The sequence below is a fragment of the Halomonas sp. M20 genome (genome assembly GCF_020622265.1).
In the GTDB taxonomy this organism is placed as follows: Bacteria; Pseudomonadota; Gammaproteobacteria; order Pseudomonadales; family Halomonadaceae; genus Modicisalibacter.
In genome coordinates this window covers 199,753-225,975 of the sequence record NZ_JACNMQ010000001.1, presented here as the reverse complement: position 1 = coordinate 225,975, position 26,223 = coordinate 199,753, and the positions used below count along the sequence as shown (strand labels likewise).

The following is a 26,223-nucleotide window of genomic DNA, read 5'->3' as shown; positions in this document are numbered from 1 at the left end:
ATCGATCTTTTCGATCGTCCGACGCGCCCAACTCACGAATTTTGACAAGTCTAGCGCGAAAATGCTCCGCACGAATAGCAAAACGCCCTCGCATGCAAAAATGCGAGGGCGCAGAAATCTGGTGGGTCGTGTAGGATTCGAACCTACGACCAATTGGTTAAAAGCCAACTGCTCTACCGCTGAGCTAACGACCCGTGACAATATTGATCACTGAGACTACGAGAAATATCAAAACGGCGGTGATGGTGGGTCGTGTAGGATTCGAACCTACGACCAATTGGTTAAAAGCCAACTGCTCTACCGCTGAGCTAACGACCCGCCGCCGGGCCGTCGAGATGGTGGGTCGTGTAGGATTCGAACCTACGACCAATTGGTTAAAAGCCAACTGCTCTACCGCTGAGCTAACGACCCCCTCGACAGGGCGCACATATTACTGACAGCGCTCGGGGATGACAAGTAGGTTTTCGACGCTTATCGACCGGGGCCCCCGCAACTCGGCCCTCACTCTTCCAAAACACTCTCCAATTCCCGGGTCGCTTCGCGCATCAGCGGCACCTGCTCCAATAGTTTCTCGAGCGGTTGGCGCATGCTGGGCGCATGGATCGCAAGCGACGCCAGCACATTATTGGCGCGGTCGTAGACCGGCACCGCCACCGCCACCATGCCTTCGATGAACTCCTCGTCATCGGTGCTGATACGCTCACGCTCGATATGCTTGAGACGCTCTTCGAGCTGCTCCGTCGTCGTTGCAGTGTGCGGGGTATGGGGTTTCATGGAAAGACTTGCGATCAGAGTGCGGCGCTGCTCATGAGGCATCAAAGCCAGAAACAGCTTGCCACTGGCCGTGCAGTGCAGAGGCAGTCGGGAGCCCGGCGCTAGTTGCACCCGCACCGGCCAATTGGTCTCGACCCGATCGAAGTAGATGACTTCGTGTTCACTGCGTACCGATAGGTTACAGGTCTCCCCCACCTGCTCCGAAAGGCGTTGCAGTACGGCTCGCAGCGCTGCACTGACACTGGGACTAGCGAGGATACCGAAAGCCAGCTGTTTCATACGCTGCCCCGGTACAAGATGGCGTCCGTCCAGTTCGCGCTTGATCAGTCCTTCCTGCTCCAGCTGAGCCAGCAACCGATGGGCTGTGGGCTTGGGAATATTCAAGCGCTTGCCGATGTCCGCAGCGGTTACACCACCCTGGGTGCGCACCACCTCTTCCATGATGGCGATGGCTCTTAGCAGTGTGGAATTCGTCGGCAATGACATGCAATGTTCCCTGGGTTATTCGAGCCGCCAATGATACCGCGGCCCTTGGTTTAACCAAGGGCCGCAAAGGTAAACCGACATACCTGCATATCCATGGGCGTCAGCTTCCGCCAAATTGCACCAGATACATCGACAACGCCGGCCATAGCGCAATCGCCAGCCAGCACAGTATCAATACGACAAAGTACGGAATGATGTACTTCACCAGTCGTAAATAAGGGATGCCGGTAATACTGCTGGCCACGTAAAGGTTGAGGCCGAACGGCGGCGTGATAAAACCGATGGCCGCTCCCACCAGGAAGATGACCGAGAAGTGGATCGGATCCACTCCCACGTTCTGTGCGATCGGTGCGAGAATCGGCGCTAAAATGATGGTGATCGGCAGGCTCTCCAGTACCATGCCTGCCACCAGAATGATCGCCATGCAAATGCCCAGCACGATGTAGTAATTGCCCAGCCCGAGCAGCAGTTCGTTGAGTAACTGCCCGACCCCTAGCACAGAAAGCAGCTGCTGCATGACCACGGAGATAGCGATCAGCGGCGCCAGCATCCCCGCGATCTGTCCCGAACGCAACAGGATGGCCGGCAGGTTCTTGAACTTGATCTCCCGGGTGATCAATAGCCCCGCGATCAACGTGAAGCCGACAGTGACCGCCGCCGCTTCGGTCGGCGAGAAAAGCCCTGAGTAGATGCCGTAGAGCACTACACCAATGGTGGCAAAGCCCAGATACGCCTTGCCCGCATGACGCAGGCTATTCCCCAGGCGAAACGGAATCAACGTGCCCCAGCGATTGCGGCGAGAAACCCAATTACAGGCCAGCATCATCACCAGCACCATCAGCGCCCCGGGTATCATGCCGGCAATGAACAGGTCGCTGATAGAGAGATTCATCATGAAGCCGTAGACGATGAAGATGATACTCGGCGGAATGATGATGCCCACGGTGCCTCCGGAGGCCGCCGTGGCGGCGGCAAAACGCTCGTCATAGCCGTTCTTGACCATTTCCGGATGCATGATGGAACCGATGGTCGCCGTGGTCCCGGCATTGGACCCGGAGATCGCCGCGAACATGCCGCAAGCGCCCAGGGTTGCCATACCCATGCCGCCCCTCAACCAGCCTAATACGGAGTAAGCAAAGTCCGACAATCGTTTGGCGATACCTGCCGCGTTGATCAGGTCGCCGGTGAGGATGAATAGCGGTAACGCCAGTAGCCCGAAGAAGCGTAGCCCCTGAAACAGCGTCACACCGATGTTGGCCAGACTGAAGTCGATGATGATACTGACACCGACTACCCATAGGCCGATCACCAGAAAGATCGGCACACCAATGAGAAAAAGCCCCACGATCAGGAATGTCACAAGGCCGATCAAAGTACCATCTGTCATGATAGCCTCCTTTAGTCCATGATCGCGGGTTGCAGGTTGAACGGCTCCCCACGCTTGAAGCGCTGGGTGTCGTAGTAAAGGTTCTGCAAGACACGGAAGAGCAGCAACACCCAGGCCACGGGGGTGGCGAGATAGAACCACCACTGCATGACGTCATTGGTGCCACTGACGATGGCGAAATTGTCATAAGCCAGGGTCACTTGCTGTGTCGAGTAGTAGATGACCAATATCCCGAAGCCAATCCACAACACTGCATCCAGAATCAGACAAGCGAATTGCCCTTTATAGGGCATGCGCATGCGCAGCTCATTGAGAGAGAGATGGCTGCGCTTCTTGACATTGAGGGAGGCGCCGAACCAGGTCAGCCACAGGAACAACAGAATGGGAATACTGGTGCTCCAGGCGGCCTGCTGATTGAGCAGAAAGCGACGGATCACCTCGACGAAGATGATACCCGCCATTCCCGAATAGGCGATCAGAATGACCGTTTTTTCCAGGTTATCATTGAGCCAGAGCAAGGGCCTGAGCCAGGCCGGGCGAGCCCGGCCTGGCGTGTTGTCGTTAGGGGTCATGAGAGCCTCCTAGTTAGGCGCGCCACCAGCGGTTCGGCTTGACGTTAACCGCAGCCATGTCACTGGGGATTTCCCGGGCGATTCCGTGGATCTCCTGGTAGACATCGATACCACCGGCCCAGCCATTGAGACGCTCACGCCACTGCTCCCAGGGCTCTGGGTTGAACTCCGGCGCGCACATCTCGGCAGCCTGCTGACGCACTTCATCCGAAAGCGGTGCGACCCGCACGTTGTTCTTGGCGAAGACGGTGCCTGGCATGGGGTTTTCCGCTGCGCCGACAACCTGCACGCGCCCCGCCTCGTTCATGCCTTGAGTGAATATCTGTGCCGTGTAGGCTGACTCCATCACCTGATCCTGGAGGTCGCCACCCAGCTTGTCGAAGACCGGCAAGCTCATGGCGGTATGCTCGGTACCGGCGAAAAAGCGCAGATCCACCGCCTGGGAGACCACCGGCGCCATGCCCGCGTAGGCCACCGCCGCCATCCAGGTTTCCGAGCCATCGAGCAGCCCCTGGCGCAGGCCGTCCAGCGTCTCTTCCCAGGCCACCGGTACCGGATTGAGATTCAGCTGTTGCATGGCGATACGACCCAATTGGGTGCCGGTCACCCGGTTCTTGGTGCCCGCCAGATCCTCGAGACTGGTGACCAGCGGCTTATCCGCCCATTTGAGCCCCATCATCAGGCCGCGCAGATCGCAGTGGGTGAACAGGAACTGAATATTGTGGCGCTCACGCAGCGGCTCTCGAAAGAGCTTTTCGCTGCGATTGTCGTAGAAGAAATGAAACATCGATGCCGTCGACGGAAACATATAAGCGAAGTCGAGCACGTTGTAATAAGGCGCGCCTCCAGCGGAGTTCTGAGTCGAGGCCGAGAACATATCGACAATGCCCTGCTGGGTCTTGCTTACGCAGTCGAGCTGGTTGCATACCTCGTTGCTGCCCATGAACTCGACGCGAATCGCCCCGTTGGTGCGGGCCTCGATATCCCGGGCAAAGAACAGCTGGCCGGATTTCTGAATATCCAGATTGCGCTCGTTGAAGCCTGAGGCCCCGAAACGCAAGGTATGCTTGGGGGTGGTCTGGTTGCGCTTCTTTTCCTCTTCTTCCGCCGCCCGCGCCAGACTCGAAGCAGTCATGGTGGCACCTATGCCGGAGGCGGCCAGCAGGGTCGAGGTCAAGCCGAAGCGGCCGGAAATGCGGACAAAATCGCGGCGTGAGATGCCATTCTCTTGTTGTTGGCTCATGGAGGGGCTCCTGGTGTGCTGATTGTTGTGATGGCCCAAGGGGCTTGAACAAAATTAGGCCACTCCCTCTCAGGATGCAAATCATTTTGGAATTTTTTGTCTCACTATTGATAAATTCGAGTTAATAGGCAAATATAACGAGACAAAAAGTCTCGATAGGAAGATTTTGCCATGTCTACGTCCGCCCCTCACTCAGCAGAGCAGTCGCCCCCCGGTCAAGGCGACGTATACGATTACGTCATTATTGGCGCAGGCTCCGCCGGCTGCGTACTAGCCAATCGTCTGAGTGAGGACCAGGATGTCACGGTACTGTTGCTCGAGGCCGGCGGTCGCGACTGGAATCCGTGGATTCATGTACCGGTGGGCTACTTCAAGACCATGCACAATCCGGCCACCGACTGGTGCTATCTCACCGAGCCCGATGTCGGCATCAACAATCGTCAGCTGCAATGGCCTCGCGGCAAAGTATTGGGCGGCTCCAGCTCCCTCAACGGCCTGCTTTACATTCGCGGTCAAAAGGAGGATTACGATAGCTGGGCGCAGGACGGCAACCCGGGATGGGACTACGCCACGGTGTTGCCCTACTTCAAGAAATCCGAATGCCAGTCCCGAGGTGCCAATGACTATCATGGCGCGGACGGCCCCCTACACGTCTCCGACCTGCGTTTGCGCCGCGAGATCGCCGAGCGCTTCATCGATGCAGCCAAGGCCATCGGCATCCCTGGTAACAGCGATGTCAACGGCCAGGATCAGGAAGGCGTCGGCTACTTTCAGCAAACTGCCTACAATGGTTTTCGCTGCAGTACTGCCAAGGCCTTTCTACGCCCAGCACGCAAACGCAAGAACCTGACGGTGATGACTCGTGCCCAGTGCAAGCAATTGCTACTCGACGGCAAGCATGTTTATGGCGTCAGTTTTCAACAAGGCAGTCAGGAAAAGACTGCTCACGCCCGGCGCGAGGTCATCTTGAGTAGCGGTGCCATCGGTTCGCCGCAAATTCTACAGAGCTCCGGCATTGGCGACCCCGAGCATCTCGAATCGGTGAATGTCGAATGCCGGCACGCTCTGCCCGGCGTTGGCGAGAATCTGCAGGATCACCTGCAGGTGCGCCTGGTGTTCAAGACCAGTTGCAGCACCCTCAACGACGAAGTACGCCACCCTTTGAAGAAGCTCGCGGTGGGTGCCCAGTACGTCTTCACCCGCACGGGACCACTGACTCTGGCGGCTAGCCAGGTCTATATCTTCACCAAGTCCCGAGAAGACCTGGATCGGCCGGATATCCAGTTTCACATGCAGCCCCTCAGCGCCGACAAACCCGCAGAGGGCGTTCACCCCTTCTCCGCGTTTACCTCTTCAGTCTGTCAGTTACGCCCGCATAGTCGAGGTCGGGTGCGTATCACCAGTTCGAACCCGCTCGACTACCCCGTCATTCATCCGAACTACCTAAGCGCCGAGGAAGACAAGCGCGTAGTGGTGGACGCCATCAAGGTGGCACGCAGTATTGCCGAAGCCAAGCCATTGGCCGAGGTGATTACCGATGAGTATGTACCGGGGACGAAGTTCCAGAGCGATGAGGAGCTGCTCGACGCCGCACGCCAGTATAGCCAGACCATTTACCATCCCGCCGGCACCTGCAAGATGGGTAGCGATAGCGACGCCATGGCGGTGGTCGACGCCCGTCTACGGGTTCATGGCCTGAGCGGCCTGCGAGTGGTTGATGCCTCCATCATGCCGACCATCGTCTCCGGCAATACCAACGCCCCGACCATCATGATCGCGGAGAAAGCCGCGGACATGATCAAGGAAGACAGCCCGTATTAAAGCGTCACTGCCTTTCCAGCAAGCGCCGCATCGCCGCCGTCGGTCTCTCGAGCTTGCGATGGCGACGACTCTCGGCGTAGCTGTCGTTGAAGACCTCGAAGTAGTCATCGAGTAGATCGGCCGCCTCCACATCGCCGCTCTGGCGCAACAGCTCTGCGGCGACCTCGGCGGTGCATAGATGCGCCGCCGAGGCGGCTTTGCGCAGGTGATAGCGGGTATGTCGATCGGTACGCAGCGGCAGCACCGGCAGGCGTGCAAGATAAGGGCTCTTGCGAAAGATACGCCGGGCCTGGCGCCAGGTGCCATCTAAAATGATGAACACGGGAATACGCCCTTCTTGCTTCACGTCGCTCACCACCTCGATGCCGACGACCCGTTCGGCGTAGTCCGGCTGATCGTCCGGGAAGATGACGAAGGGCGCAAAACTCGGGTCAGCGAGACGTTCTAGCAGCACCGTGTCCGGGGCGGTACGATACCAGGTAAAGACCTCGGTGGTATCGAGAATATCGCCAATCAGCCGGCCGGTATTGGTCGGCTTGTTATGCTCCAGCGAGTGGGTCAACAGCCAGAAACGCGCCTCGCTCTGGCCTTTTACCTGATAAGGGCACAGGCAGTTCAATACCGGCAGACGACACGTCTCGCAGCGGGTGACGAAGCTGCCCCGGGCCTTGAAGGGACGACGAGGTGGTGTGGCAATACAGTAATCCGGGTCCGTAAGGGTCATGGTGTGCTTGGCTGCTTCTTTGCTGATGTGTCGTCGGTATCTAGCGACCGGCGCTTCCAATAGCCCGCCAGCAGCGACCCGGAGACGTTGTGCCATATCGAGAACAGTGCGCCGGGCAAGGCCGCCGTGGCACTGAAGAACTGATTGGCCAGGGTCACCGCAAGCCCTGAATTCTGCATGCCCACCTCAATGGCAAGGGTTCTTGCCACCCGCTTGTCGAAGCCGCACAGCCGGCCAATGCTGTAGCCACCCACCAGGCCGATAGCGTTATGCAGTATCACCGCAAGTGCCACCAAGGGTCCGAGGGTCGCCAAACGCTGCGCATTGAGTCCTACCACGATAGCGATGATCACGACGATGGCCGCCATGGCAAGCGTGGCCAGCATCGGCTCGATGCGACGTAGTTGATAGCCCAGAAAATGATGAATGACGACACCAACGATGATGGGCGCGATGACCAGCTGCGCGATGCTCAAAAACATTCCCCCCGTCGGCACATCGACACTTTCACCGACCAGCAGCAAGGTCAAGAGCGGTGTGGCAGCAACGGATACCAAGGTCGAGGTCAGAGTCATCGACACCGACAAGGCAACATGACCACCGGCAAGCCAAGTCACGACATTGGACGCCGTGCCACCGGCAGTTGCACCGACCAGTACCATGCCAGTGGTAAGCGCCGCATCGAGATCGAGCATCCAGGAGACCGCCAGGGCAGCTAGCGGCATCACTGAGAATTGCATTACCACACCAACTGCCACGGGCAAGGGGGCGCGAATCACATTGAGAAAATCGTACCGGGAAAGCGTCAGCCCCATGGCAAACATGATGATCGCCAATAGCAGCTTGATTTGACCAGCAAAGCCAGTAAACCACTCTGGCTGCCAGGCAGCAACGAGGGCGAAGAGAATCGCCCATAAAGGAAACAGCCGATTGATCTGCTCGAAAATGGACATGATGAACTCTTTAAGGTATTTCGAGGCGCTGCTGACGCCGCCAGTGCTCGACCAGGGGCGGCACCCCCTGACTGGCCGGCGCATCGATGGCACGCACCCAGCTAGGGGATAGCTGCGATGCGTTGGGGTCCACCAGAATGCAGGGGCAGTCGCTTGGCGCCTCATGCAGCAGCATGGCGGCCGGCATCACCGCAAGCGACGTGCCCACGACTAGCAACAGATCCGCTCCGGTAACGATGTCGCAGGCGTCACCATAGGCGGGCACCGCTTCGCCGAACCACACCACATCGGGGCGCAGCTGACTGCCCTTGTCGCACAGGTCGCCGAGCTTGATACCGCCTCGTGGCAACTGATACACCAGCCGTGGATCGGCGCTCGATCGCGCCCTGAGCACCTCCCCGTGCAGATGCACGACCCGCTTGGAGCCAGCCCGCTCGTGCAGATCGTCGATGTTCTGGGTGATGATGCTTACCTCAAATTCCGTCTCAAGCTCCGCCAGGGCACGGTGAGCGGGATTGGGCTTGGCTCGGCGCACCTGGGTACGGCGCTCGTCGTAAAAACGCAGCACCAGTTCCGGATCGCGCTGCCATCCCTGGGGCGTGGCAACGTCTTGAATAGCATGGCTTTCCCATAGGCCATCGCCATCGCGAAAGGTTTTTAGACCACTTTCGGCACTGATACCCGCTCCGGTGAGCACCACCAGGCGCTGTCTGGCATTTGTCGTCATCTTGTCTCGCTTTCAATCCTTGAGCCGGTAAGTCAATGAATCAGTAAGTCAGTACCGCCTGATCGCCCCCGGCGAAACGCTGCTTGTTGCGATAGGGGTAAACATCGATCACCTGCCCTTGCTTGATCGCATTTTGCAGTCCCTGCCAGTAATCCGCCTCGAAAAGCTCCGGGTGCAGCTCCAGAAACAGGCGGCGCAACTTGATGTCCGCGAACAGGAAGGGACCAAACTCCTCGGGGAAAATATCATTGGGGCCGACGGAGTACCAAGGCTCGTCCATCATCTCCTGTTCCGGGTAGCGTGCTTCCGGGATTTTCCGGAAGTTGCACTCGGTGAGATAACAGATTTCATCGTAGTCGTAGAACACCACCCGGCCATGACGGGTGACCCCGAAGTTCTTGAGCAGCATGTCCCCGGGAAAGATATTCGCCGCCGCCATCTGCTTGATGGCATTGCCGTAGTCCTTGAGCACCGCCCGGGTTTCCTGCTCCTCGCTCTGCTCCAGATAGAGATTGAGGGGCATCATCATGCGTTCGGTGTAGCAGTGCTTGATGAGCACCTTGTCGCCGCGCAGCTCCACCGTGGAGGGGGCCACCTCGAGCAGCTCCTTCAGGCACGCTGGATCGAAGTGATCCTTGCGGGCGATGAAGTTGGAAAACTCCTGGGTATCAGCCATGCGTCCCACCCGGTCGTGGCGCTTGACCAGCCGATACTTCTCACGCACGTTCTCGCGGCTCATCGCCTTGGAAGGATCGAAACGATCCTTGATGATCTTGAACACCGTGCGGTAGGAGGGCAGCACGAACACCGCCATGACCATGCCCCGCACCCCGGGCGCGATGATGAAATGATCCTGGCGCTTGGCGATATGCCGATTCAAGTGGCGAAAGAACTCCGTCTTGCCGTGCTTGAAAAAGCCGATCGCGGCGTAGAGCTCGCCTTCGGGCTTGTCTGGCATCAGCTCCTGCAGATAGCCGACGAACTCGCCGGGCACCGGCACGTCGACCTGAAAATAGACCCGGGTGAAGGAGAAGATGATCGATATCTCGTCCGGCTCGATGATCACCGTATCCAGGCGCACGCCTCTCGCATCACCCTGGGTTTCATCATGCACGACGGGGAGCACTAGGGGCACTTGAATATCGCCGCCACTCAGCCGCCCTACCAGGTAGGCGCCCTTGTTGCGATAGAACACGCTGTTGAGCAGCTCTATTTGCGCATCCGGGGCATCTCGCAAGGCCTCGGGCAGGCTCGAGTTCAAAAAGTTACTGCCCATCTCCGCGTCCCGGGCGAGATCGTCATAGCGAGTACCCAAGGAAGCCTTTTCCAGTGCCCAGGTCAGCGCTGCCTGCCAGTCTCCCTCGACTCTCCGCCGACGCGTCAATTCAATATCCGAGCGGCGGGCCGCATGCTCTCGGGAGCTGTAGACGAACATCCAGTCATTGCGAATATGACGATGATGAAAGATCGAGCAGAACAGTGAATTGAAGTAGGTTTCCGCCAGCTCGTAATCCAGGCGCTGATCGATCAGCTCGGCGTAGTGCTGCTTGGCCTCGCGCCAATTCTCGCAGTGGGTGAGTTCGTCGTTCTCAAAGGAGCGTTTGAGCCGGGAAAGCGTGTCGCCAACCTTTTCGTCGTAGAGATTGATACGCGCCGCCGATGCCTGCTGGGCATCCCGCCAGGCGGCTTGTGCAAAGCGCCGGCGAGCATCACGGGTAATCTGTTTGAAGCGTGAACGATACTCATCGAAGCCATGCAGAATGGTGGCAGCGATACGATAGGCAGGGGACACTTTCATTGCAAGATTTCCCACGGCGTAAAGCATCAGCATGCCCAATGCGGCGTTGGATTGCGAGACGCAAGGCGCCGCAATCGCTATAACTGACCCGCAGCATGTTTTGCGTTCCTGGAATGCGCTATGCTGCCGCGCATCTTCGCCGTGCAATGGACGTCATCTCATGGAAGAACCCGGTATCATCCAGCCAGCCCACAATCAGAACGCCGCCAAGACCACCGCCTGGACGAGTCAGGATACGACCTGGATGCTCAGCCTGTTTGGCACCGCCGTGGGCGCCGGCATCTTGTTCCTGCCCATCAACGCGGGTATCAACGGTTTTTGGCCTCTGGTGCTGATGACGCTATTGATCGGTCCGATGACCTATCTGTCTCATCGCGGGCTGTCGCGCTTCGTCTGTTCCTCCTCGATCAAGAACAGCGACATCACTCAGGTGGTAAAGGAGCACTTTGGCGAGGGCGCCGGCAAGGCCATCACCCTGCTCTATTTTCTGGCGATCTACCCTATCGTGCTGATCTATGGGGTGGGCATCACCAATACCGTGGCAAGCTTCCTGAGCAATCAGCTAGGCACGACCCCGCCGCCGCGCTGGCTGCTATCCGGGATATTGATCGCCGCCATGATGGCGGTCATGCTGGCGGGTGAGCGCGTCATGCTCCGGGTGACCCAGTGGCTGGTCTACCCACTGGTGGCTATCCTGATCTTCATGTCCCTGTATTTGATTCCCAACTGGAATCTATCGGGTCTTGGCACGCTGCCCAGCGGCGGTGATTTTTTCGTCACCGTGTGGCTAACCATTCCGGTGCTGGTATTTTCCTTCAACCACTCCCCAGCGATCTCCCAGTTTGCGGTTTCCTTGAAGCGCGACCATGGTGATGGGGCTTCCGCCAAGGCGGATGTCATCCTGCGCAATACCACGCTGATGCTGGTGAGTTTCGTCATGCTGTTCGTGTTCTCCTGCGTGCTGGCACTCACCCCGGAACAACTGCTCGAGGCCAAGGGGCAAAATCTGCCGATCCTGTCCTATCTGGCCAACGTATACGACAGCGGCTTTGTCAGCTACTTCGGCCCGCTGGTCGCGTTCGTAGCCATCGTCTCGTCTTTCTTCGGTCACTACATGGGCGCTAGCGAAGGCTTGAAAGGCATGGTGCGCAACCTGCTGCAGAGTCAGGGTAGAAGCGTTCATACCGGCAAGGTTAACCGTTTCACCATTGCCTTCATGTTCCTGACGACCTGGGTCGTGGCCATCATCAATCCCAATATTCTGAGCCTGATCGAAACCCTGAGTGGCCCGGTCATCGCCGCGATCCTTTATCTGATGCCCATGTATGCCATTCACAAGGTGCCGGCGCTCGCTCCCTACCGCGGTCGCGCCAGCAATGTCTTCGTGACCGTTGCCGGTCTCGTGGCTATGAGTGCCATTCTGTATGGCCTTTTCGGTTGAACGCTCGATGAGCGACGAGCCTTTAAGGGTTCTTTATCAGGATAAAGAGCTGGTAGCAGTGTACAAACCATCCGGGCTACTGGTGCACCGCACGGCCCTGGCCAAGGGCGAAACACGTTTTACCCTGCAGATTCTGCGGGATCAGCTGGGTCAGCGGGTCTATCCGGTGCATCGTCTGGATCGCCCTACCTCAGGTATCCTGCTGTTCGCGCTGACGTCTGAAATGGCCAGCGCCTTGGCGGCTCAGTTCAGCGCTCAACAGGTACAAAAACGTTATCTTGCGGTAGTGCGAGGAATCGGCCCGGAACAGGAGTGTCTCGACTGGCCGCTGCGGGAAGAGGATGGCCGCCGCCCCAAGGCGGAGATGCCCGAGCAGCCCGCTCGAACCGAGATACGCCGGCTGGACAGCGTCGAATTACCGATTGCCATCGACCGCTATCCCCAGGCGCGCTATTCGCTGATGGAAACCAACCCGTTGACCGGGCGGCGCCATCAGATCCGACGTCATCTTTCCCGGCGCGGCTATCCCATCATAGGGGATGCCAAACATGGCAAGGGCGTGCACAATCGCTTCTTTCGGGAGCGACTTGACTGTTCGCGCCTGCTGTTGGCAGCGGTTGGCTTGAGCATCCAGCATCCCACTTATCAGGCCACGCTCGCGCTCAGTGCCGCATTGGATACCGATATGAGCCAGTTGTTCGATCGCTTTGGATGGTCCGGGCATTTGCCAGAGAATGGCGCTCGTTGGCAAGATGCCCCATTGTCGTCGTCATCCTCCACATCGCTTTAGTCAGGTTCGCCAAGCCCTCATGAACACTCTTGAACCCACCCCCATCGCCGACGATTACGATTTACGCTTCGGCGGCATTCGCCGACTATACGGCGCCCGAGCCGCGGAGCGGTTTCGCCAGACCCATGTGGTCATCGTAGGTATCGGAGGTGTCGGCAGTTGGGCAGTGGAGGCGTTAGCTCGCGCCGGTATCGGCAAAATGACGCTGATCGATCTCGACGATGTCTGCGTGTCCAACATCAACCGCCAGTTGCATGCCTTGGACGGCACCATCGGCCGGCCCAAGGTCGAGGTGCTGGCCGAGCGTTGCCGGGCCATCAATCCGACTATCGAGATGGTGACGGATACGGCCTTCGTCACGCCGAAAAATCTCGCCGAGCGCATCCCGGAGGACGCGGATCACCTCATTGACTGCATCGACAGCGTAATCGCCAAGGCGGCGCTGATCGCCTGGTGCAAGCGCCGTAAGATCCGGCTCACTGTCACCGGGGCTGCCGGGGGGCAGACCGATCCAACCCGCATCCGCGTCGCAGATCTGACGCGTACCGAGCACGACCCATTGTTGGCCAAGGTACGTGCCCGGTTGCGCCGGGATTTCGGCTATTCACGCAATCCAAAAAGACGCTTTGGCGTGGAATGCGTCTATTCTGATGAGCAGCTGGTCTATCCGGGGGATGATGGCGAGGTGTGTCTGCAGAAACCCGGCAATGGCGAGGTTACCCGTCTCGACTGCGCCAGCGGTTTTGGCGCCGCGACTTTCGTCACCGGAAGTTTTGGCTTCGTCGCTGCGTCCCGCGCATTGGCGCGATTAGCGACTACTGAGAGGTGCTGAGATGAACCACGAACACTTGCGTCCGGTACCAGGTATCTATCGTCACTACAAAGGGCAGAGTTACGAAGTCATTGGGCTAGCGCAGCACAGTGAAACCGAAGAGCCATTGGTGGTCTATCGCGCGTTGTACGGCGATTATGGTTTATGGGTACGTCCGCTTGGCATGTTCAGCGAAACCGTTGAGGTTCAGGGCGAGCCCTTGCCGCGCTTCGAGCTGGAAGTGGCTTTTAAATAATATTTTTCACTTTTATTGCTAAGGAGGCGTTGGCAGATTGTAGGAAAGGGACGATGCTGAATACTGGTTCACGCAGCAATCAAGGATGATTCATGTCTGCTTATTCTTCCCTCGTTTTATGGGGTCGCGATCTAATCGCGATTCTAGTGTTTCTTCTCTGCGCGCCGGTTCAGGCGGGTACTCTCACTAGTGCTACCTTTGACGCCCAAGGCTATTCAGGTTCTCGGGAGCGCAATTATCAAATCTATGTACCCGATAGCCTTACCCGCCCTGCCCCTTTGGTCATGACACTGCACGGTTGTCAACAGACCCAGGCCGATGTGCTCGACGATTGGGGTCTCAAGGCGGCAGCGGATCGCTACGGCTTCATTCTGGTAGCACCTTTCATTACCAGCTACGACGGGCTGCGCAACACCAACTGCTGGGGCTTCTGGTTGGATCAACACCAGCAGGAGGGCATGGGTGAGCCCGAAGACCTGCATCAGATCGCTCTTGAAGTCGAGGGCAAATTCGCCGTTGATCCTGAGCGACGCTACATCACCGGGCTTTCCTCTGGCGGCGCCATGGCAGTGGTCGCATCCGTTACCCACAACGAATACTGGGCCGCTGCCGCTGCCGCAGCGGGCTTGCCCTACGGCGAAGATGCCGCCTCAGTGTCTCTGTCTGGACAATGCCCCGGTTTCGCCACGTTCCATCCGGTCAGCCAGGTGGTAAGCGATATGCGCGGCGAACTAGACGATGACTATGCCATTCCCCTTTTGGTGCTGCAGAACAACAACGACTGCACGGTGATCCAGCCCGCCGGGCGCAATCTGCGGGATGCCCAGATTGTGGTATTCGGCGATGAAAGCCATGACACCCCCAACGAGGCGCTCGCGTCACAGGAGGCCTGCCAGCCGTTTTTCGAGCAGAATTACGGCTGTCGCCAGAGCCGCTATACCCTAGATGGCACCGACGCCAGCCGCTCTCTGGTCGAAACCGTATTTTTCGACGGTCCACGCGCTACTCCGAGCCCCAGGGATACCGATCGCGGCCATTACTGGATCGGCGGCGAAAGCGGCAATCAAGGCAAGTGGGCGGTACGTCAAGGTCCCAGTTACCCGGATATCATCTGGAACTTCTTCGAGCGTCATCCACGCAATGCATCATCTCCCCAGGGCGCCCCAAGAATCACGCTCAATGGCGCGAATCCCTTGCTGGTCCCCATCAATACCTCTTACAACGACCCAGGCGCCAGCGCCCAGGACGCCGAGGATGGCGAGGTATCCGTGACCGCGGACTGCAGCCAAGTGGACATATCACGGGTTGGTGATTACGTCTGCACCTTCTCCGCTATCGATAGCGATGGCAATACCACCACGGCGCAGCGCAGCGTGCAAGTCTTCGATCCCGAGACGCCGAGCGCTTCCTGCACCACTGTCGATGCCTCACCGCTTGCCCATATCAATGCCGGTCGTGCCATTGCCGGTGGCCTCTTCAATCTGCGCGCACTTTCTAAAACCGACCAACAGGATATCGGTTTTGCTTACGATGTCTGGTCATCGGTATCACTACATGAAGGCGAGTCGGATCAGTGGTATTCGCAGCCGCCGGCGGTGTGTTCTGGTTCTTGACGATAGAGTCTTGAAAACGAGCGTCGTGATGTCGCGGATGATATCCGCTGGTATACTGCTGCGCTTATTTCAACGACTGGCAACGACCAGACCGACGACTCCGGCAGGTATTCCGGATACGGCAGACGATTAAACGGAGAAAGCATGAGTCCACGGGTAGGTGTCATCATGGGATCGAAGTCGGATTGGGCTACCATGTGCCATACCGCCGAAACCCTCGACACGCTCGGTATCGAGCACGAAATCAAGGTGGTCTCCGCTCATCGCACCCCGGATCTCTTGTTCGATTACGCGGAAAATGCCGCCGAGCGTGGCCTCGAGGTGATCATCGCTGGCGCCGGTGGCGCTGCTCATCTGCCTGGCATGGCTGCCGCCAAGACCTGCCTACCGGTATTGGGCGTGCCGGTACAGTCCAGCATGCTCAGCGGCGTAGATTCGCTGCTGTCTATCGTGCAGATGCCCGCGGGCATACCTACCGGCACCCTGGCCATCGGCCGTGCCGGTGCCATCAATGCCGCCCTGCTTGCTGCCGCCATGCTGGGCAACAAGTATCCTGAGGTGCGCGAAGCACTCGAGCAGTACCGTAGCGAGCAGACCCGTCGGGTGCTCGATCATCCCGATCCTAGCCAAGACGATTGACCGGAGACCTGAATGTTGCGCATAGGCGTTGTAGGGGGCGGCCAACTGGGCCGAATGATGGCGGAAGCCGGTGCAGGATTCGATGCTCGATTCATCTTTTTCGACCCATCGGATTCGCCCTGTGCAGCGCTGCACGGTCGGCATATTCACGCGGATTGGAACGATAGTGCCGCGCTTGAATCCCTTGCCCAGGAAAGCGACGTAGTGACGTTTGAGTTCGAGAACATCAAAGCCGACGCAGTCGCGCGGCTGGCTACCCAGTGCCCGGCCTTCCCCCCGGCCAAGGCGCTGCAAACCGCCCAGGACCGTTGGGCCGAGAAGTCGCTGTTTCGCTCATTGGACATTCCTCTGCCTCCGGTCGCCAAGGTCGATAGCCAGACGGATCTCGATACCGCGGTTGCCGAGATTGACCTGCCCGCAGTGCTCAAGACCCGCACCCTGGGCTATGACGGTAAGGGCCAGAAAGTATTGCGTGAACCGGGTGACGTCATCGGCGCTTTTGCCAAACTGGGCGCCGTGCCCTTGGTGCTCGAAGGGTTCGTCGATTTCGATCATGAGGTCTCGGCGATTGCGGTACGCGGCCGTGACGGTGAAACCCGCACCTGGCCGCTTTCCCGCAACGAGCATCGCCAGGGCATGCTGCACTGCTCCATTCCCGAGCCGGGCCATCCACTGCAGCGCCTGGCGAAAGATTACATTGATCGAGTATTGACGGAACTCGATTATGTCGGCGTGATGGCGTTTGAATTCTTTGTCGTGGGAGACGACTTGCTGGCCAATGAAATCGCCCCGAGAGTGCATAATTCCGGGCACTGGAGCATCGAGGGTGCTGCCACCAGCCAGTTCGAGAATCATCTGCGCGCCGTGGCAGGCCTACCTCTGGGCGCGACAGAGCGCTTAGTGCCTTGTGCCATGCTCAATGTGATCGGCGCGCTTCCCGAACGGGATGCGGTGCTCAAGGTACCTGGCACTCGTTGGCACGATTACGGCAAGACACCCCGCCCCGGGCGCAAGATCGGGCATATCACCGTACTGGCATCGAGTGACGAACAGCTTGGCGAGCGTATTGGAGCCGTTGAGGAGCTTCTGGTCAACGATCTGGGCTAAAAGGGTTCTGAGAAAGTTCCGAGCGACACACAACGAAAGAAGGCGTCTTTTGAAGGCGCCTTCTTCTTGTAAGCAAGATACGTTCTGCTATTGCCCAAACCAAGCGGGCATAGCTGGTTTTAGGGCCATCAGGCTTCGCGCATCTGCTTCTGCAGATAGTTCTCCACCCCGACCTTGTCCATCAGCCCCAACTCGGTCTCGAGCATATCGATGTGCTCTTCCTCGTCGGCGAGAATATCGCGGAACAGATCGCGACTGACGTAGTCGTGAACCTGCTCGCAGTAGGTGATGGCGTCGACCAGATCCTTGCGACCCTTGTGTTCCGCCGCCAGGTCGCTCTCTAGCATTTCACGGGTATGTTCACCGATATGCAGCTTGCCCAGATCCTGGAGATTGGGCAGTCCTTCGAGGAACAGGATACGCTCGATCAGTTTGTCGGCGTGATTCATCTCTTCGATGGACTCATCGTATTCCCACTTTGCCAATGCCTTGAGGCCCCAGTCCTTGTACATCTTGGCGTGTAGAAAATACTGATTGATCGCGACCAGCTCATTACCCAGTACGATATTGAGATGTTCGATAACCTTGGCATCGCCTTTCATGGGGATCTCCTTACATTTTTTATAGGCGCAGGAAATGCACCCACGCGCTTACGACCAGAGAAGTATCGCCCAAAGTTGAAAAAAAGTCCAACAAAGACAATTGGTTATAGAGATTTCATCGCATTCGCGACAGGTTATCGAATGCCAATGAAAGTGAGGAATATTCCGTGATTAGACCGCGTAGGATAGATCGGCATCGCCAAACAACTCCTTGGCCACGGCATCTCGTGTTATCGACTTGCCCACGCAAGCACACTTGCCACACTGGGTAGCGCAGCCTGTCTGTTCCCGCACTTCACGCCAGCTTCTGGCCCCTTGAGCCACGACCTGCTGAATAGTGTTGTCAGAAACACGCTTGCATAGACATACGTACATGGAATCAGCCTCACTATCGTCCTGATAGTGAATGTAAATGATTCGCATAGCGGATTGCAAGCACTCTTTTTGTACCTTCTCTCGCGCCGCTACAGACGCCGTCAGGCTCTCTTTCGTCTCCCTTGCTTGGGCAACACCACCACCCGTGAGCTGGAGGCAATATCCGGCCAGCTGCGCCGCTCGCTGTCGATCAATATCCACCAGTAGCCCAGTCCTCCCAGGACCAGAGAGAACATAGCGGCAATGAAACGCACCAGACACTGCGGCAACGAGAGTGAATTACCTTCAATAGTCTGAACCCGTAGACGCCAAGCCTGCATACCGAGCGTCATACCGCCACGCATCCAGAAAAAGGCAAAGAAGACGAAGGTCACCACCAGCAGTACGCTATGAAACAACGGGCTTTCGCTGGCTTCGCCCCCGTTGAGCGCGACGGCAACAAACCCCACCAGCATCCAGACCGCCAGCAATACCAGGGTATCGTAGAGCATTGCCCCCAGCCGGCGCGGCAATCCCGCTGGCCACACCTCATCCAGATTGGCAAAACGTCGCATCGCTTTTCCCTTAACAGTAACAGTAAACCGTAGTCAAGCTCACGGAGGCCTGTTCACGATTTAGCGAGTTAGAGTCAGACAAGGCAAATTCGGGCGAAAAGACGGAGTTTACTGGTGTAAATGAGTACTTTGAGCCCGAATTTAACGAAGTATGACCGACACGCAGCAAATCGTGACTGGCCTCCTAGCCGCTGCGTCGTAATAGGTAAAGCCCCACTCCGATGCAGGCCAATGTCGGCGCCAGCACCGCCCAGACCGGCGAAAAACCGAACACCGTAGAGGCCGGCGCCAGCAGATCCTGTAGATACTTGAATGAAAGGCCCACGATTACCCCATAGAACACTCGGGTGCCCGCCGCCACAGTGCGCAATGGGCCAAACACGAAGGAAGCCGCTACCAGCACCAGGGATGCCATGGTGACCGGCATCAGCATCTTCTGCCAGAAGTACAACAGCGGCTGGATAGGCGTCAGCCCTTGGTCCTTCAAGTAATTCGCATAGGCCCATAGCTCGCTGGGTGCCTGGCTTTCCACATCCCGTAGCAAACGGTTGAGCTGCGCGGGGGTGAGATCGGTATTCCAGTCCAGTCGTGCATGATGCTCGGTGTCGGTGCGTTGCTCGGAAAAGCGTGTGATATCGACATTCCGCAACTCCCAATGGTCGTTTTCCCAGACGGCTCGCGCTGCATGAGTGGCCTCTTCCAGACGCTTGCCATCGAAACGATAGCGGGTCAGATCGATCACTGTATCGTCGGCCCGAATGGCACCGAATCGATAGAAGTTCTCTCCTTCGCGCTGCCAGCCACCGCGCAGGGTAACTACCGCCCCCTTGCCGCTCAACTGCTCCAGGCGCCAGGCCTGGGCGAACTGTTCCGTGCGCGGAGACACGAATTCCGCAATCAGCAGTACGGTGACGATCACCAGGAGGATCGGCTTCATCGCGCTCCAGAGAATACGTAGCAAGGAACGCCCGGAAGCCCGCATTATCGTCAGCTCATTGTTCGAGGCCATGCTCCCCAGCCCGATCAGGGCGCCGATCAACACCGCCACCGGGGCATATTGATAAAAACGCCAGGGTAGACGCAGGCCAAGATAAAGCAGCACATCGAAAGCGCCATAGCCACCATCAACGTCTTTTAGATCGTTGATGAAGGCGATAACCAGGTCGAGCCCCAGCAGTACCAGCTGTACGACGAAGATGGTTGCCAGTACGTTGCGGGCGATATACCGGTCGAGACGATCTGCAATCATTAGCGCATCCCCCGTAGTTGCGACCGTCGTGTGAGCCACAAACCAAGCAAGAGATACCCTAGATGGATGGGCCACATGCCGACGATGGCAGGCAGCACTCCTCGACCGATCGCATCCAAGGCGGCCAGTAGCAGACTCAGATAACTGATGTGCAGGAAGATTGCCGGCAGCAGCTTGGCGAAGCGTCCTTGCCGCGGATTGACCTTGGCCAGCGGCAGTGCCAGCAGGGCCAGAATCGGCACCGTCAGCGGCAGGCTGATGCGCCACTGCAGCTGCGCCAGGGACTTGGCGCTATTCAATATCATCAACTCCTGGGTCGGGAGATATTCGACGTCCTCGAGGTCACTCATTTCGGCGGCCCGGGAAAGCCGCACTGCGTAGATATCGAACTCCAGTCGCTCCGCCTGGGAACGCCCAGGCTCGACGCTGTAGCGCTCTCCATCCCCCAGCACCAGAAAGCGACTGCCGGTCTCGTCATCGACGGTTTGATAGCCGCTGCTGGCCCGGGTCACCACCGTCTCGGGCGTGCCATCGTCCCGCTGTTGACGCTCGCTAATGAAAACGCCCTGCATGCGTGTTCTGTTGCTGTTCAAGTCTTCGATATAGGCGGTACGTCCATCGCCGAAATCCTGAAAACGTCCGGGCGCCAGCACCGAAAAATCCAGGCGGCTTTGCTGCTCCTCGATCAGAATTTCGTTATATCGCGCCCCGGAGGGCCCCAGCCACAGGCTGCACAGCCCCACCAGGATCGTGATCAGCACCGTCGGCAGCATGGTGACCTGCAACAACCGGTTGGGACTGATACCGCAGGCCACCAACACCGTGATTTCACTATTCAGATAGAGTTGCCCATAGGCCAGCAGAATGGCTAGAAAGAAGGCCAATGGCAGGATCAGCTCAAGAAACCCCGGTAGATGGAAGAGCATCAAGGTGCCAAGAATGCTGGCCGGAATATCACCTTCGGCGGCGGTGGTGAAATAGCGGATGAAACGGCTGCCCATGATCACCAGCAGCAATACGCCGGCAACGGCGCTCATGGTAATCAGGATTTCGCGGGTCAGATAACGAAAAATGATCAAGACTGTCTCCCGGGTAGCGTCCTGGCGCGTGGTAACGTCCATGCAATGGTGCGGTGCTTTGCGTACACTGAGGAGAGTACGGGTACGACACTAGAAAGGACTAATACCTTCTCGTTGCCGTGCCGGCATTATCCAGAATCCTCGGACACTTGTCTTGTCGCAGGCAGGTGTCCAAAAGAGAAACCTCTTGTCCAGTGGAGACATCATGGAATTCCCTGTCATCACCATCGAACCCGCCAAAGTCGAGACCGCCTGCCTGGTCGTTCCAGTTTTCAAGGACGGCGATCTATTGCCCACGGCAGCCAAGCTCGATGACGCCAGCGAACGACTGATCGGACAGCTGATCGAGCGCGGCGATTTCGACGCCACCCTTGCCAACGTCCAGGTAATTCCGTTTGCGCCGGGCCTTGCTGCGGATCGCCTGTTGCTGGTGGGCCTGGGTGAGCGCGCCAAATGCAACGAGGGCAGCTTCCGCAAGGTACTCGATGCCGCCCTGAAGACACTGGTTCGCATGCCCATCGACGAAGCCGTGGTTGCCTTGAGCGACGTGCCGGTTCCCGAGCGGGAAAACGTTTGGAAGGCGCGCATGATCGCCGAAGCCACCCGACGTGCCCAGTATCGTTTCGACATCTTCAAGTCCGAACCGGCGCCGGCGTCTCGACTTGAACGAGTCGGCCTATTGATCGATGAAAGTGGCGACGCCGCGACCACCGAGCAAGGCCTGCATATTGGCAATGCGTTAGGGGAAGGCATCAATCTTACCCGCACACTCGGCAACCTGCCGGGCAATATCTGCACGCCGCGCTATCTGGCGGAACAGGCAGAGCAGCTGGGCAAGGAGTCCGCTGGGGCGTTAAGCGTGGAAATTCTTGATGAAGAGGCGCTCGAAGCGCTCGGCGCCCGCACTCTGCTCTCGGTTGGCCGTGGCAGCGCAGAACCGTCGCGACTGATCGTGCTGCACTACAGAGGCGCCGAAAACGAGCAGGACGCGCCCCACGTGCTGGTGGGCAAGGGCATCACCTTCGACACCGGCGGCATCTCGCTCAAGCCCGGCGCGGACATGGACGAGATGAAGTACGACATGTGCGGCGCCGCTAGCGTGCTGGGCACCTTCAAGGCGCTGGCGATGATCAAGCCCAAGCTCAATGTCATCGGTATCGTCGCCGCGGCGGAAAACATGCCGGACGCACGCGCCACCAAGCCCGGCGACATCATCAAGACCCTCAAGGGCCTGACCGTCGAAATACTCAATACCGACGCGGAAGGCCGACTGGTTCTGTGTGATGCCCTGACCTACGCCGAGCGCTTCGAGCCCGCCAGCGTCATCGACATTGCCACCCTGACCGGCGCCATGGTCATGGCCCTTGGCAATCATGCCACCGGGCTTTTTGCCAACGACGACGACCTGGCACTGGATATTCTCGACGCTGGGGAAACTGCCTGGGACCGGGCCTGGCACATGCCTCTGTGGGATGAGTATCAGAGTCAGCTCGATTCCAACTTCGCCGACCTGGCCAACATCGGCGGCCGCCCTGCCGGCGCCGTCACCGCGGCCTGCTATCTCTCCCGCTTTGCCGACAAGTACCCCTGGGCGCATCTGGACATCGCTGGCACCGCCTGGATTTCCGGCAAGGAAAAAGGCGCAACGGGCCGTCCGGTCGGGCTGTTAACCCAGTACCTGATGGATCGCGAGCAGGACGCTAACGTAAGCGACGAAGCATGAGGTAGTGATTTTTCTGTCTGGCCAGACGCTATTCGAAAAGTCGGCGAGCAATGGCCAGACAAGGAAAAAAATACAGCGAGAACGCGGAGTTTACTGTCGTAAATGAGCATTTCTCGCTGTATTTTTGACGCCGTATGGCCGAAGCGCAGCCAGTTTTCGGAAGTGGCTAATGACCCAGATCGACTTTTACATCCTCCCCGACACCACACGCGAGGCGCGGCTCGATTTCGCCTGCCGCCTGGTTGAGACCATCTACCGCAAGGGCTATCGCCTGCACGTTCATGTGACGGATGAGGAGGAGGCGCAGCTGATCGACGAGAAACTGTGGACCTTTCGCCCGGAAAGCTATGTGCCTCACGCCATCGTCACAAGCGATCTCGACGAGACTCCCGTGACCATCGGCTGGCGCGAGGCACCTGAACCGGGCATCGAGGCCATGCTCAACCTGAACCCCGGTATCCCGGAGTGGTTTTCACGCTTCGAGCGGGTCGCGGAGATCATCAACCAGCATCAGGAGGTGCTGCGCAGCAAGCGTGAATGCTGGCAGACCTACAAGCACCGTGGTTATCCGGTCAAGGCGCATCATCTGAATTAGGGCGCTGGTTCGTCGCGCTGGCTTTGCACAGCGCCGACCACACCTTTTCCATGCGCGGCGGTGGCTGCCACTGTTCGTGAAAGCCTGCAGGCATGGGCGCAGGCCCGATCCAGTAGCCGTATACCTGCCGTTTGCCCTGTAATCGCTGGCAGCGATGTAAAAGCTCAACTGCCTGGCCGGCACCCAGGGTGGCGTCACAAAGCAGCAGCTGAGGCGGCTGTTCGTTGATCAGCCGCATCGCTCGAGTGCGATGGCGAGTGCTCAAGAGCGTCAAGTAGTCCAACTGCTCCGCCAGCACCTCCATGCGGACATGGGTCTCCTCGTCCTTGCTAATCAACAATAGTGTCAAGGGCCTTTCAAGCCGCGCCCCGGGGGGGAGCGCTTGAATAACCGCTGCCTGGCACGCCTGAACATTCACTTGAGGCAACCAGACCTGAAAACGGCTTCCTTGCCCTGGCATGCTCGACACTTCGATACGCCCCTGCATGCGGCGTACCAGCTCTTGGCATATTGCCAGTCCCAGGCCCGAGCCCTTGACCTCGCTGTGCTCCATTCCCAGACGTGAGAAAGGCCGGAACAATACCTCCTGATCATCTTCGGCAATGCCGTGACCGTTATCCGCCACTTCAAGACATACGCTGTCTGCTTCCACCCAGGTCGATAGCCTTATCCAACCGCCGGGGCGATTGTACTTGATGGCGTTGTCGATCAAGTTCTGCACTACCTGGTCCAGACGCTGGCGATCCGCCAGTATCCAGCCGGCCTGGTTCACCGTCGCGAGTTCGAGTTGAATCCCACATCGCGTAGCGTGAGCCAACGACTGACTCATGTTGCGTCGCAAGCACCGCTGTGCCGATTGCACTTCACACTCGAGCCTCATCTCGCCGGACTCGAGGCTTGCCAATTGCAGTACATCCTCGAGTAGTGCGTCGAGCCGTTCTGCGGCGTGCACCACCTCACCCAGGTAGCACTGTGTCTGAGCATCGAGCCGAGATGCCTCGCTGCCCTGTAGCAGGTCGGTAAAGCCGATGATGATGCCCAAAGGGGTGCGCAACTCATGACTGACCCGGGAAAACAGCCGCGACTGAGCACGCTGCGCCCAGCGCGCTTCATCCCGCGTACGCTCCAGCTCAGCGGTGGTGTGCTTGCGCTGATGGATATTCAGCACGACGCCGGTGGCACATAGCGCTTCGCCATTCTCGTTGCGTTGAAACACGCTTCCCCGAGTCAATACCCACAGCCAGCCCCCATCCGGTAAATGCAGGCGCATTTCGATTTCGCCTACTGCCATTTTTCTAGCCATGACACGTCGTCGCTGGGATTCAAAGCGCGGCAGATCCTGGGGGTGAATGCAGGCTTGAAACGTCGCCAAAGGAAGTGTTTTAACCGGCGCCAGGCCAAGCAGGTGAAACATGCTGTCATGCATCATCAGGCGATCGTTGACGATATCGTACTCCCATACGCTTCCCTCGCTTGCCTCCAGCGCCAGGCGCAGGCGCTCCTTCTCCGCCGCCAGGGTGCCAAGAGCTCCCTCATGAGCACGACTGGCCTTGACCAACGCATCGCCTGTTTCACTGAATTCACGCAGCTGAAAACGAGGTTTATCCATACGGCGTTGATCCCCGAACGCTGCTGCCATGCTCTGCAACTGTTGCAAGGAATCGACCAGCATACGATTCAAACTGAGAGTACGCCGACGAATGATCATCAGGGTGAGTAGGTAAAACAACAGCAGCCCCACCAGCATCCAGATACCCAGCTCGCGAAAGGAGCGACTCAAGGAATCACCGGTCACGAAGGTGGCGTTTTCGTCGATGATTGCCAGCAGCGTCCAGTTCACACCCACGAGTTCACGCCAGGCCAATAGTCGCGGTTCTCCCGCCATCGTCGTGTGCTGACTGCCCGAGGCTTCCGCCAGGACATCGCCGATGACCGAGGTATCGCTCATGCGCATCAGATTGATGGACTCCGTATTGGCGCTTGTAACCGATTCGGCGCCTGTTTCAGCCTTGACGTTTTTGAGCAGCCGTCTGAAATCCTGTTGATTCTTCGATGGCAGTGCCAGGATGCTGCCGTCGCGCCCAACCAGCACGGCATAGCCCGTCCAGGGCAGTTCAATGGACAGCAGTCTATCCGTCAGTTCTTTCAGGGTGATGTCGATACCGGCAACCCCTTCGAGAAACTCGTCCCGATAGAAGGGTGCCACGAGAGAAATCATCCAGCCGCTACCTGCGGGATCGAGATAGGCGTCGGTCCATACCGGTTGGCGTTCGGGATTGTTTCGCGCGTCTGCCAGAAAGTAGAAATTGTAGGAGGGGATATCCATGTGGCTATCGTAGGTGGCGCCGGCGTCGAACCAGGGCCATAGCCGGTTGTAGCTGTCGAAAGTGTTGATGTACACCTGGCGAAGACGAGGATCGTTTTCGACCAGCTCCTGCATGAGAGGATCGAGTGTCGCCAACTGGGCGATCTTGCGGTGATCCCGTTGCGCTTCCGGCGTTATGGCGGAATAGTAAGACGCGGCTTGACCGTCGTCCCGAGGAGTGTAGTAGATTCCGCTTGCCTCACGACGATGACGTCGGGTTTCGGCGACGCGCTGCTCGGTACTTATCGGCTGCATCAGGGCGCGTTGCGCCGCGTTGGCAAGCAGTACACCTTGCCGCTCCCAAGCTTGCAGATCCACTTGCATCAAACGTGCTTCGCGTTCAAGCGCCTGATTGAGCAGCGTGCTGGATTCTTCTTTCAACAAGGCGACTTGGTGTTCGTACATCAATTTGTAGGTTGCCAGATACATACCGATCACCCCCACGGCCACCAACAGCAAGGGAATCAAAGATGTTCTTGTCATTGCACGCCACAGCCAGCGGCGGGTATCCAGCAGGTTGCTCATAGTTCGTCGTTTTG

The 26,223-nt window shown here is 58.2% G+C and carries 24 protein-coding genes and 3 tRNA genes; 10 read left to right on the top strand and 17 right to left on the bottom strand.

The features are described 5' to 3' along the window. Positions 1-119: 119 nt before the first annotated feature. The 7 genes from H7850_RS01135 to H7850_RS01105 form a co-directional block, all read right to left on the bottom strand. Positions 120-194, bottom strand: a tRNA-Lys gene (locus tag H7850_RS01135). A gap of 49 nt (positions 195-243) precedes the next feature. Beyond that, positions 244-318, bottom strand: a tRNA-Lys gene (locus H7850_RS01130). A gap of 18 nt (positions 319-336) precedes the next feature. Next, a tRNA-Lys gene (locus H7850_RS01125) sits at positions 337-411 on the bottom strand. A gap of 90 nt (positions 412-501) precedes the next feature. Next, positions 502-1,260 (bottom strand): IclR family transcriptional regulator, encoded by a 759-nt coding sequence (locus H7850_RS01120; protein WP_227367560.1) that lies wholly within the window; start codon positions 1,258-1,260, stop codon positions 502-504. Between the two features lie 100 nt (positions 1,261-1,360). Then, the gene (locus H7850_RS01115) at positions 1,361-2,647 is read right to left on the bottom strand and encodes a TRAP transporter large permease (RefSeq protein WP_227367559.1); all 1,287 of its coding nucleotides are present in this window, start codon (positions 2,645-2,647) and stop codon (positions 1,361-1,363) included. Positions 2,648-2,658: 11 nt separating this feature from the next. Beyond that, a complete protein-coding gene (locus tag H7850_RS01110; protein ID WP_227367558.1) occupies positions 2,659-3,219 on the bottom strand; it encodes a TRAP transporter small permease in 561 nt (186 codons plus the stop codon). Between the two features lie 13 nt (positions 3,220-3,232). Continuing rightward, positions 3,233-4,462 carry a TRAP transporter substrate-binding protein gene (locus tag H7850_RS01105; protein ID WP_227367557.1) on the bottom strand — a complete coding sequence of 410 codons (1,230 nt, stop codon included), beginning with the start codon at positions 4,460-4,462 and terminating at the stop codon, positions 3,233-3,235. Between the two features lie 171 nt (positions 4,463-4,633). On the opposite strand from H7850_RS01105, the gene H7850_RS01100 reads away from it, so the two are divergent. Then, positions 4,634-6,283, top strand: coding sequence for a GMC family oxidoreductase (locus tag H7850_RS01100; protein ID WP_227367556.1), 1,650 nt, complete (start codon positions 4,634-4,636; stop codon positions 6,281-6,283). Positions 6,284-6,287: 4 nt separating this feature from the next. Here the strand turns inward: H7850_RS01100 and H7850_RS01095 are convergent, their stop codons facing one another. From H7850_RS01095 to aceK, 4 genes are read right to left on the bottom strand one after another with little or no spacing between them, the layout of a single operon-like run. Beyond that, complete coding sequence (locus H7850_RS01095; protein ID WP_227367555.1) at positions 6,288-7,007, bottom strand: tRNA-uridine aminocarboxypropyltransferase; 720 nt, start codon at positions 7,005-7,007, stop codon at positions 6,288-6,290. Beyond that, complete coding sequence (locus H7850_RS01090; protein ID WP_264477197.1) at positions 7,004-7,960, bottom strand: bile acid:sodium symporter family protein; 957 nt, start codon at positions 7,958-7,960, stop codon at positions 7,004-7,006. The genes H7850_RS01095 and H7850_RS01090 overlap by 4 nt, the downstream gene beginning before the upstream one ends. Before the next feature lie 10 nt (positions 7,961-7,970). Further along, entirely contained in the window at positions 7,971-8,687 is a 717-nt protein-coding gene (locus H7850_RS01085; RefSeq protein ID WP_227367554.1) for an SIR2 family NAD-dependent protein deacylase, read from the bottom strand. Positions 8,688-8,727: 40 nt separating this feature from the next. Then, complete coding sequence (aceK, locus tag H7850_RS01080; protein ID WP_227367553.1) at positions 8,728-10,485, bottom strand: bifunctional isocitrate dehydrogenase kinase/phosphatase; 1,758 nt, start codon at positions 10,483-10,485, stop codon at positions 8,728-8,730. 160 nt (positions 10,486-10,645) lie between these two features. Between aceK and H7850_RS01075 the strand changes: the two genes are divergently transcribed. The 7 genes from H7850_RS01075 to H7850_RS01045 all read left to right on the top strand — a co-directional run bounded on the left by H7850_RS01075 (position 10,646) and on the right by H7850_RS01045 (position 17,142). Next, on the top strand, positions 10,646-11,926 hold the full coding sequence (locus tag H7850_RS01075) for an aromatic amino acid transport family protein (protein WP_227367552.1): 1,281 nt from the start codon (positions 10,646-10,648) through the stop codon (positions 11,924-11,926). A 7-nt stretch (positions 11,927-11,933) separates the two neighbouring features. Then, the gene (locus H7850_RS01070; RefSeq protein WP_227367551.1) at positions 11,934-12,716 is read left to right on the top strand and encodes a pseudouridine synthase; all 783 of its coding nucleotides are present in this window, start codon (positions 11,934-11,936) and stop codon (positions 12,714-12,716) included. A gap of 19 nt (positions 12,717-12,735) precedes the next feature. Next, positions 12,736-13,548: a tRNA cyclic N6-threonylcarbamoyladenosine(37) synthase TcdA gene (gene tcdA / locus H7850_RS01065; RefSeq protein WP_227367550.1), complete on the top strand. Its 813-nt coding sequence runs from the start codon at positions 12,736-12,738 to the stop codon at positions 13,546-13,548. A gap of 1 nt (position 13,549) precedes the next feature. Beyond that, positions 13,550-13,783: a DUF1653 domain-containing protein gene (locus H7850_RS01060; protein WP_227367549.1), complete on the top strand. Its 234-nt coding sequence runs from the start codon at positions 13,550-13,552 to the stop codon at positions 13,781-13,783. A 92-nt stretch (positions 13,784-13,875) separates the two neighbouring features. Further along, on the top strand, positions 13,876-15,396 hold the full coding sequence (locus H7850_RS01055) for a PHB depolymerase family esterase (protein WP_227367548.1): 1,521 nt from the start codon (positions 13,876-13,878) through the stop codon (positions 15,394-15,396). Between the two features lie 144 nt (positions 15,397-15,540). Further along, complete coding sequence (gene purE, locus H7850_RS01050; protein ID WP_227367547.1) at positions 15,541-16,035, top strand: 5-(carboxyamino)imidazole ribonucleotide mutase; 495 nt, start codon at positions 15,541-15,543, stop codon at positions 16,033-16,035. A 12-nt stretch (positions 16,036-16,047) separates the two neighbouring features. Beyond that, positions 16,048-17,142, top strand: coding sequence for a 5-(carboxyamino)imidazole ribonucleotide synthase (locus H7850_RS01045; RefSeq protein ID WP_227367546.1), 1,095 nt, complete (start codon positions 16,048-16,050; stop codon positions 17,140-17,142). A 128-nt stretch (positions 17,143-17,270) separates the two neighbouring features. On the opposite strand, the gene bfr is transcribed toward H7850_RS01045, so the two are convergent. The 5 genes from bfr to lptF all read right to left on the bottom strand — a co-directional run bounded on the left by bfr (position 17,271) and on the right by lptF (position 21,001). After that, entirely contained in the window at positions 17,271-17,744 is a 474-nt protein-coding gene (gene bfr, locus H7850_RS01040) for a bacterioferritin (protein ID WP_227367545.1), read from the bottom strand. Positions 17,745-17,915: 171 nt separating this feature from the next. Continuing rightward, the gene (locus tag H7850_RS01035) at positions 17,916-18,119 is read right to left on the bottom strand and encodes a (2Fe-2S)-binding protein (protein WP_227367544.1); all 204 of its coding nucleotides are present in this window, start codon (positions 18,117-18,119) and stop codon (positions 17,916-17,918) included. A gap of 101 nt (positions 18,120-18,220) precedes the next feature. Beyond that, the gene (locus tag H7850_RS01030) at positions 18,221-18,673 is read right to left on the bottom strand and encodes an RDD family protein (RefSeq protein ID WP_227367543.1); all 453 of its coding nucleotides are present in this window, start codon (positions 18,671-18,673) and stop codon (positions 18,221-18,223) included. Positions 18,674-18,857: 184 nt separating this feature from the next. Beyond that, on the bottom strand, positions 18,858-19,922 hold the full coding sequence (gene lptG / locus H7850_RS01025) for an LPS export ABC transporter permease LptG (protein WP_227367542.1): 1,065 nt from the start codon (positions 19,920-19,922) through the stop codon (positions 18,858-18,860). Beyond that, positions 19,922-21,001 carry an LPS export ABC transporter permease LptF gene (gene lptF, locus H7850_RS01020; RefSeq protein ID WP_227367541.1) on the bottom strand — a complete coding sequence of 360 codons (1,080 nt, stop codon included), beginning with the start codon at positions 20,999-21,001 and terminating at the stop codon, positions 19,922-19,924. The genes lptG and lptF overlap by 1 nt, the downstream gene beginning before the upstream one ends. 205 nt (positions 21,002-21,206) lie before the next feature. Between lptF and H7850_RS01015 the strand changes: the two genes are divergently transcribed. Together H7850_RS01015 and H7850_RS01010 are read left to right on the top strand one after the other, a co-directional pair. Next, positions 21,207-22,724 carry a leucyl aminopeptidase gene (locus H7850_RS01015; RefSeq protein WP_227367540.1) on the top strand — a complete coding sequence of 506 codons (1,518 nt, stop codon included), beginning with the start codon at positions 21,207-21,209 and terminating at the stop codon, positions 22,722-22,724. Positions 22,725-22,893: 169 nt separating this feature from the next. Further along, complete coding sequence (locus H7850_RS01010) at positions 22,894-23,319, top strand: DNA polymerase III subunit chi (protein WP_227367539.1); 426 nt, start codon at positions 22,894-22,896, stop codon at positions 23,317-23,319. On the opposite strand, the gene H7850_RS01005 is transcribed toward H7850_RS01010, so the two are convergent. Beyond that, complete coding sequence (locus H7850_RS01005; protein ID WP_227367538.1) at positions 23,297-26,209, bottom strand: ATP-binding protein; 2,913 nt, start codon at positions 26,207-26,209, stop codon at positions 23,297-23,299. The two genes, H7850_RS01010 and H7850_RS01005, sit on opposite strands and share 23 nt — an antisense overlap. Positions 26,210-26,223: the final 14 nt, after the last annotated feature.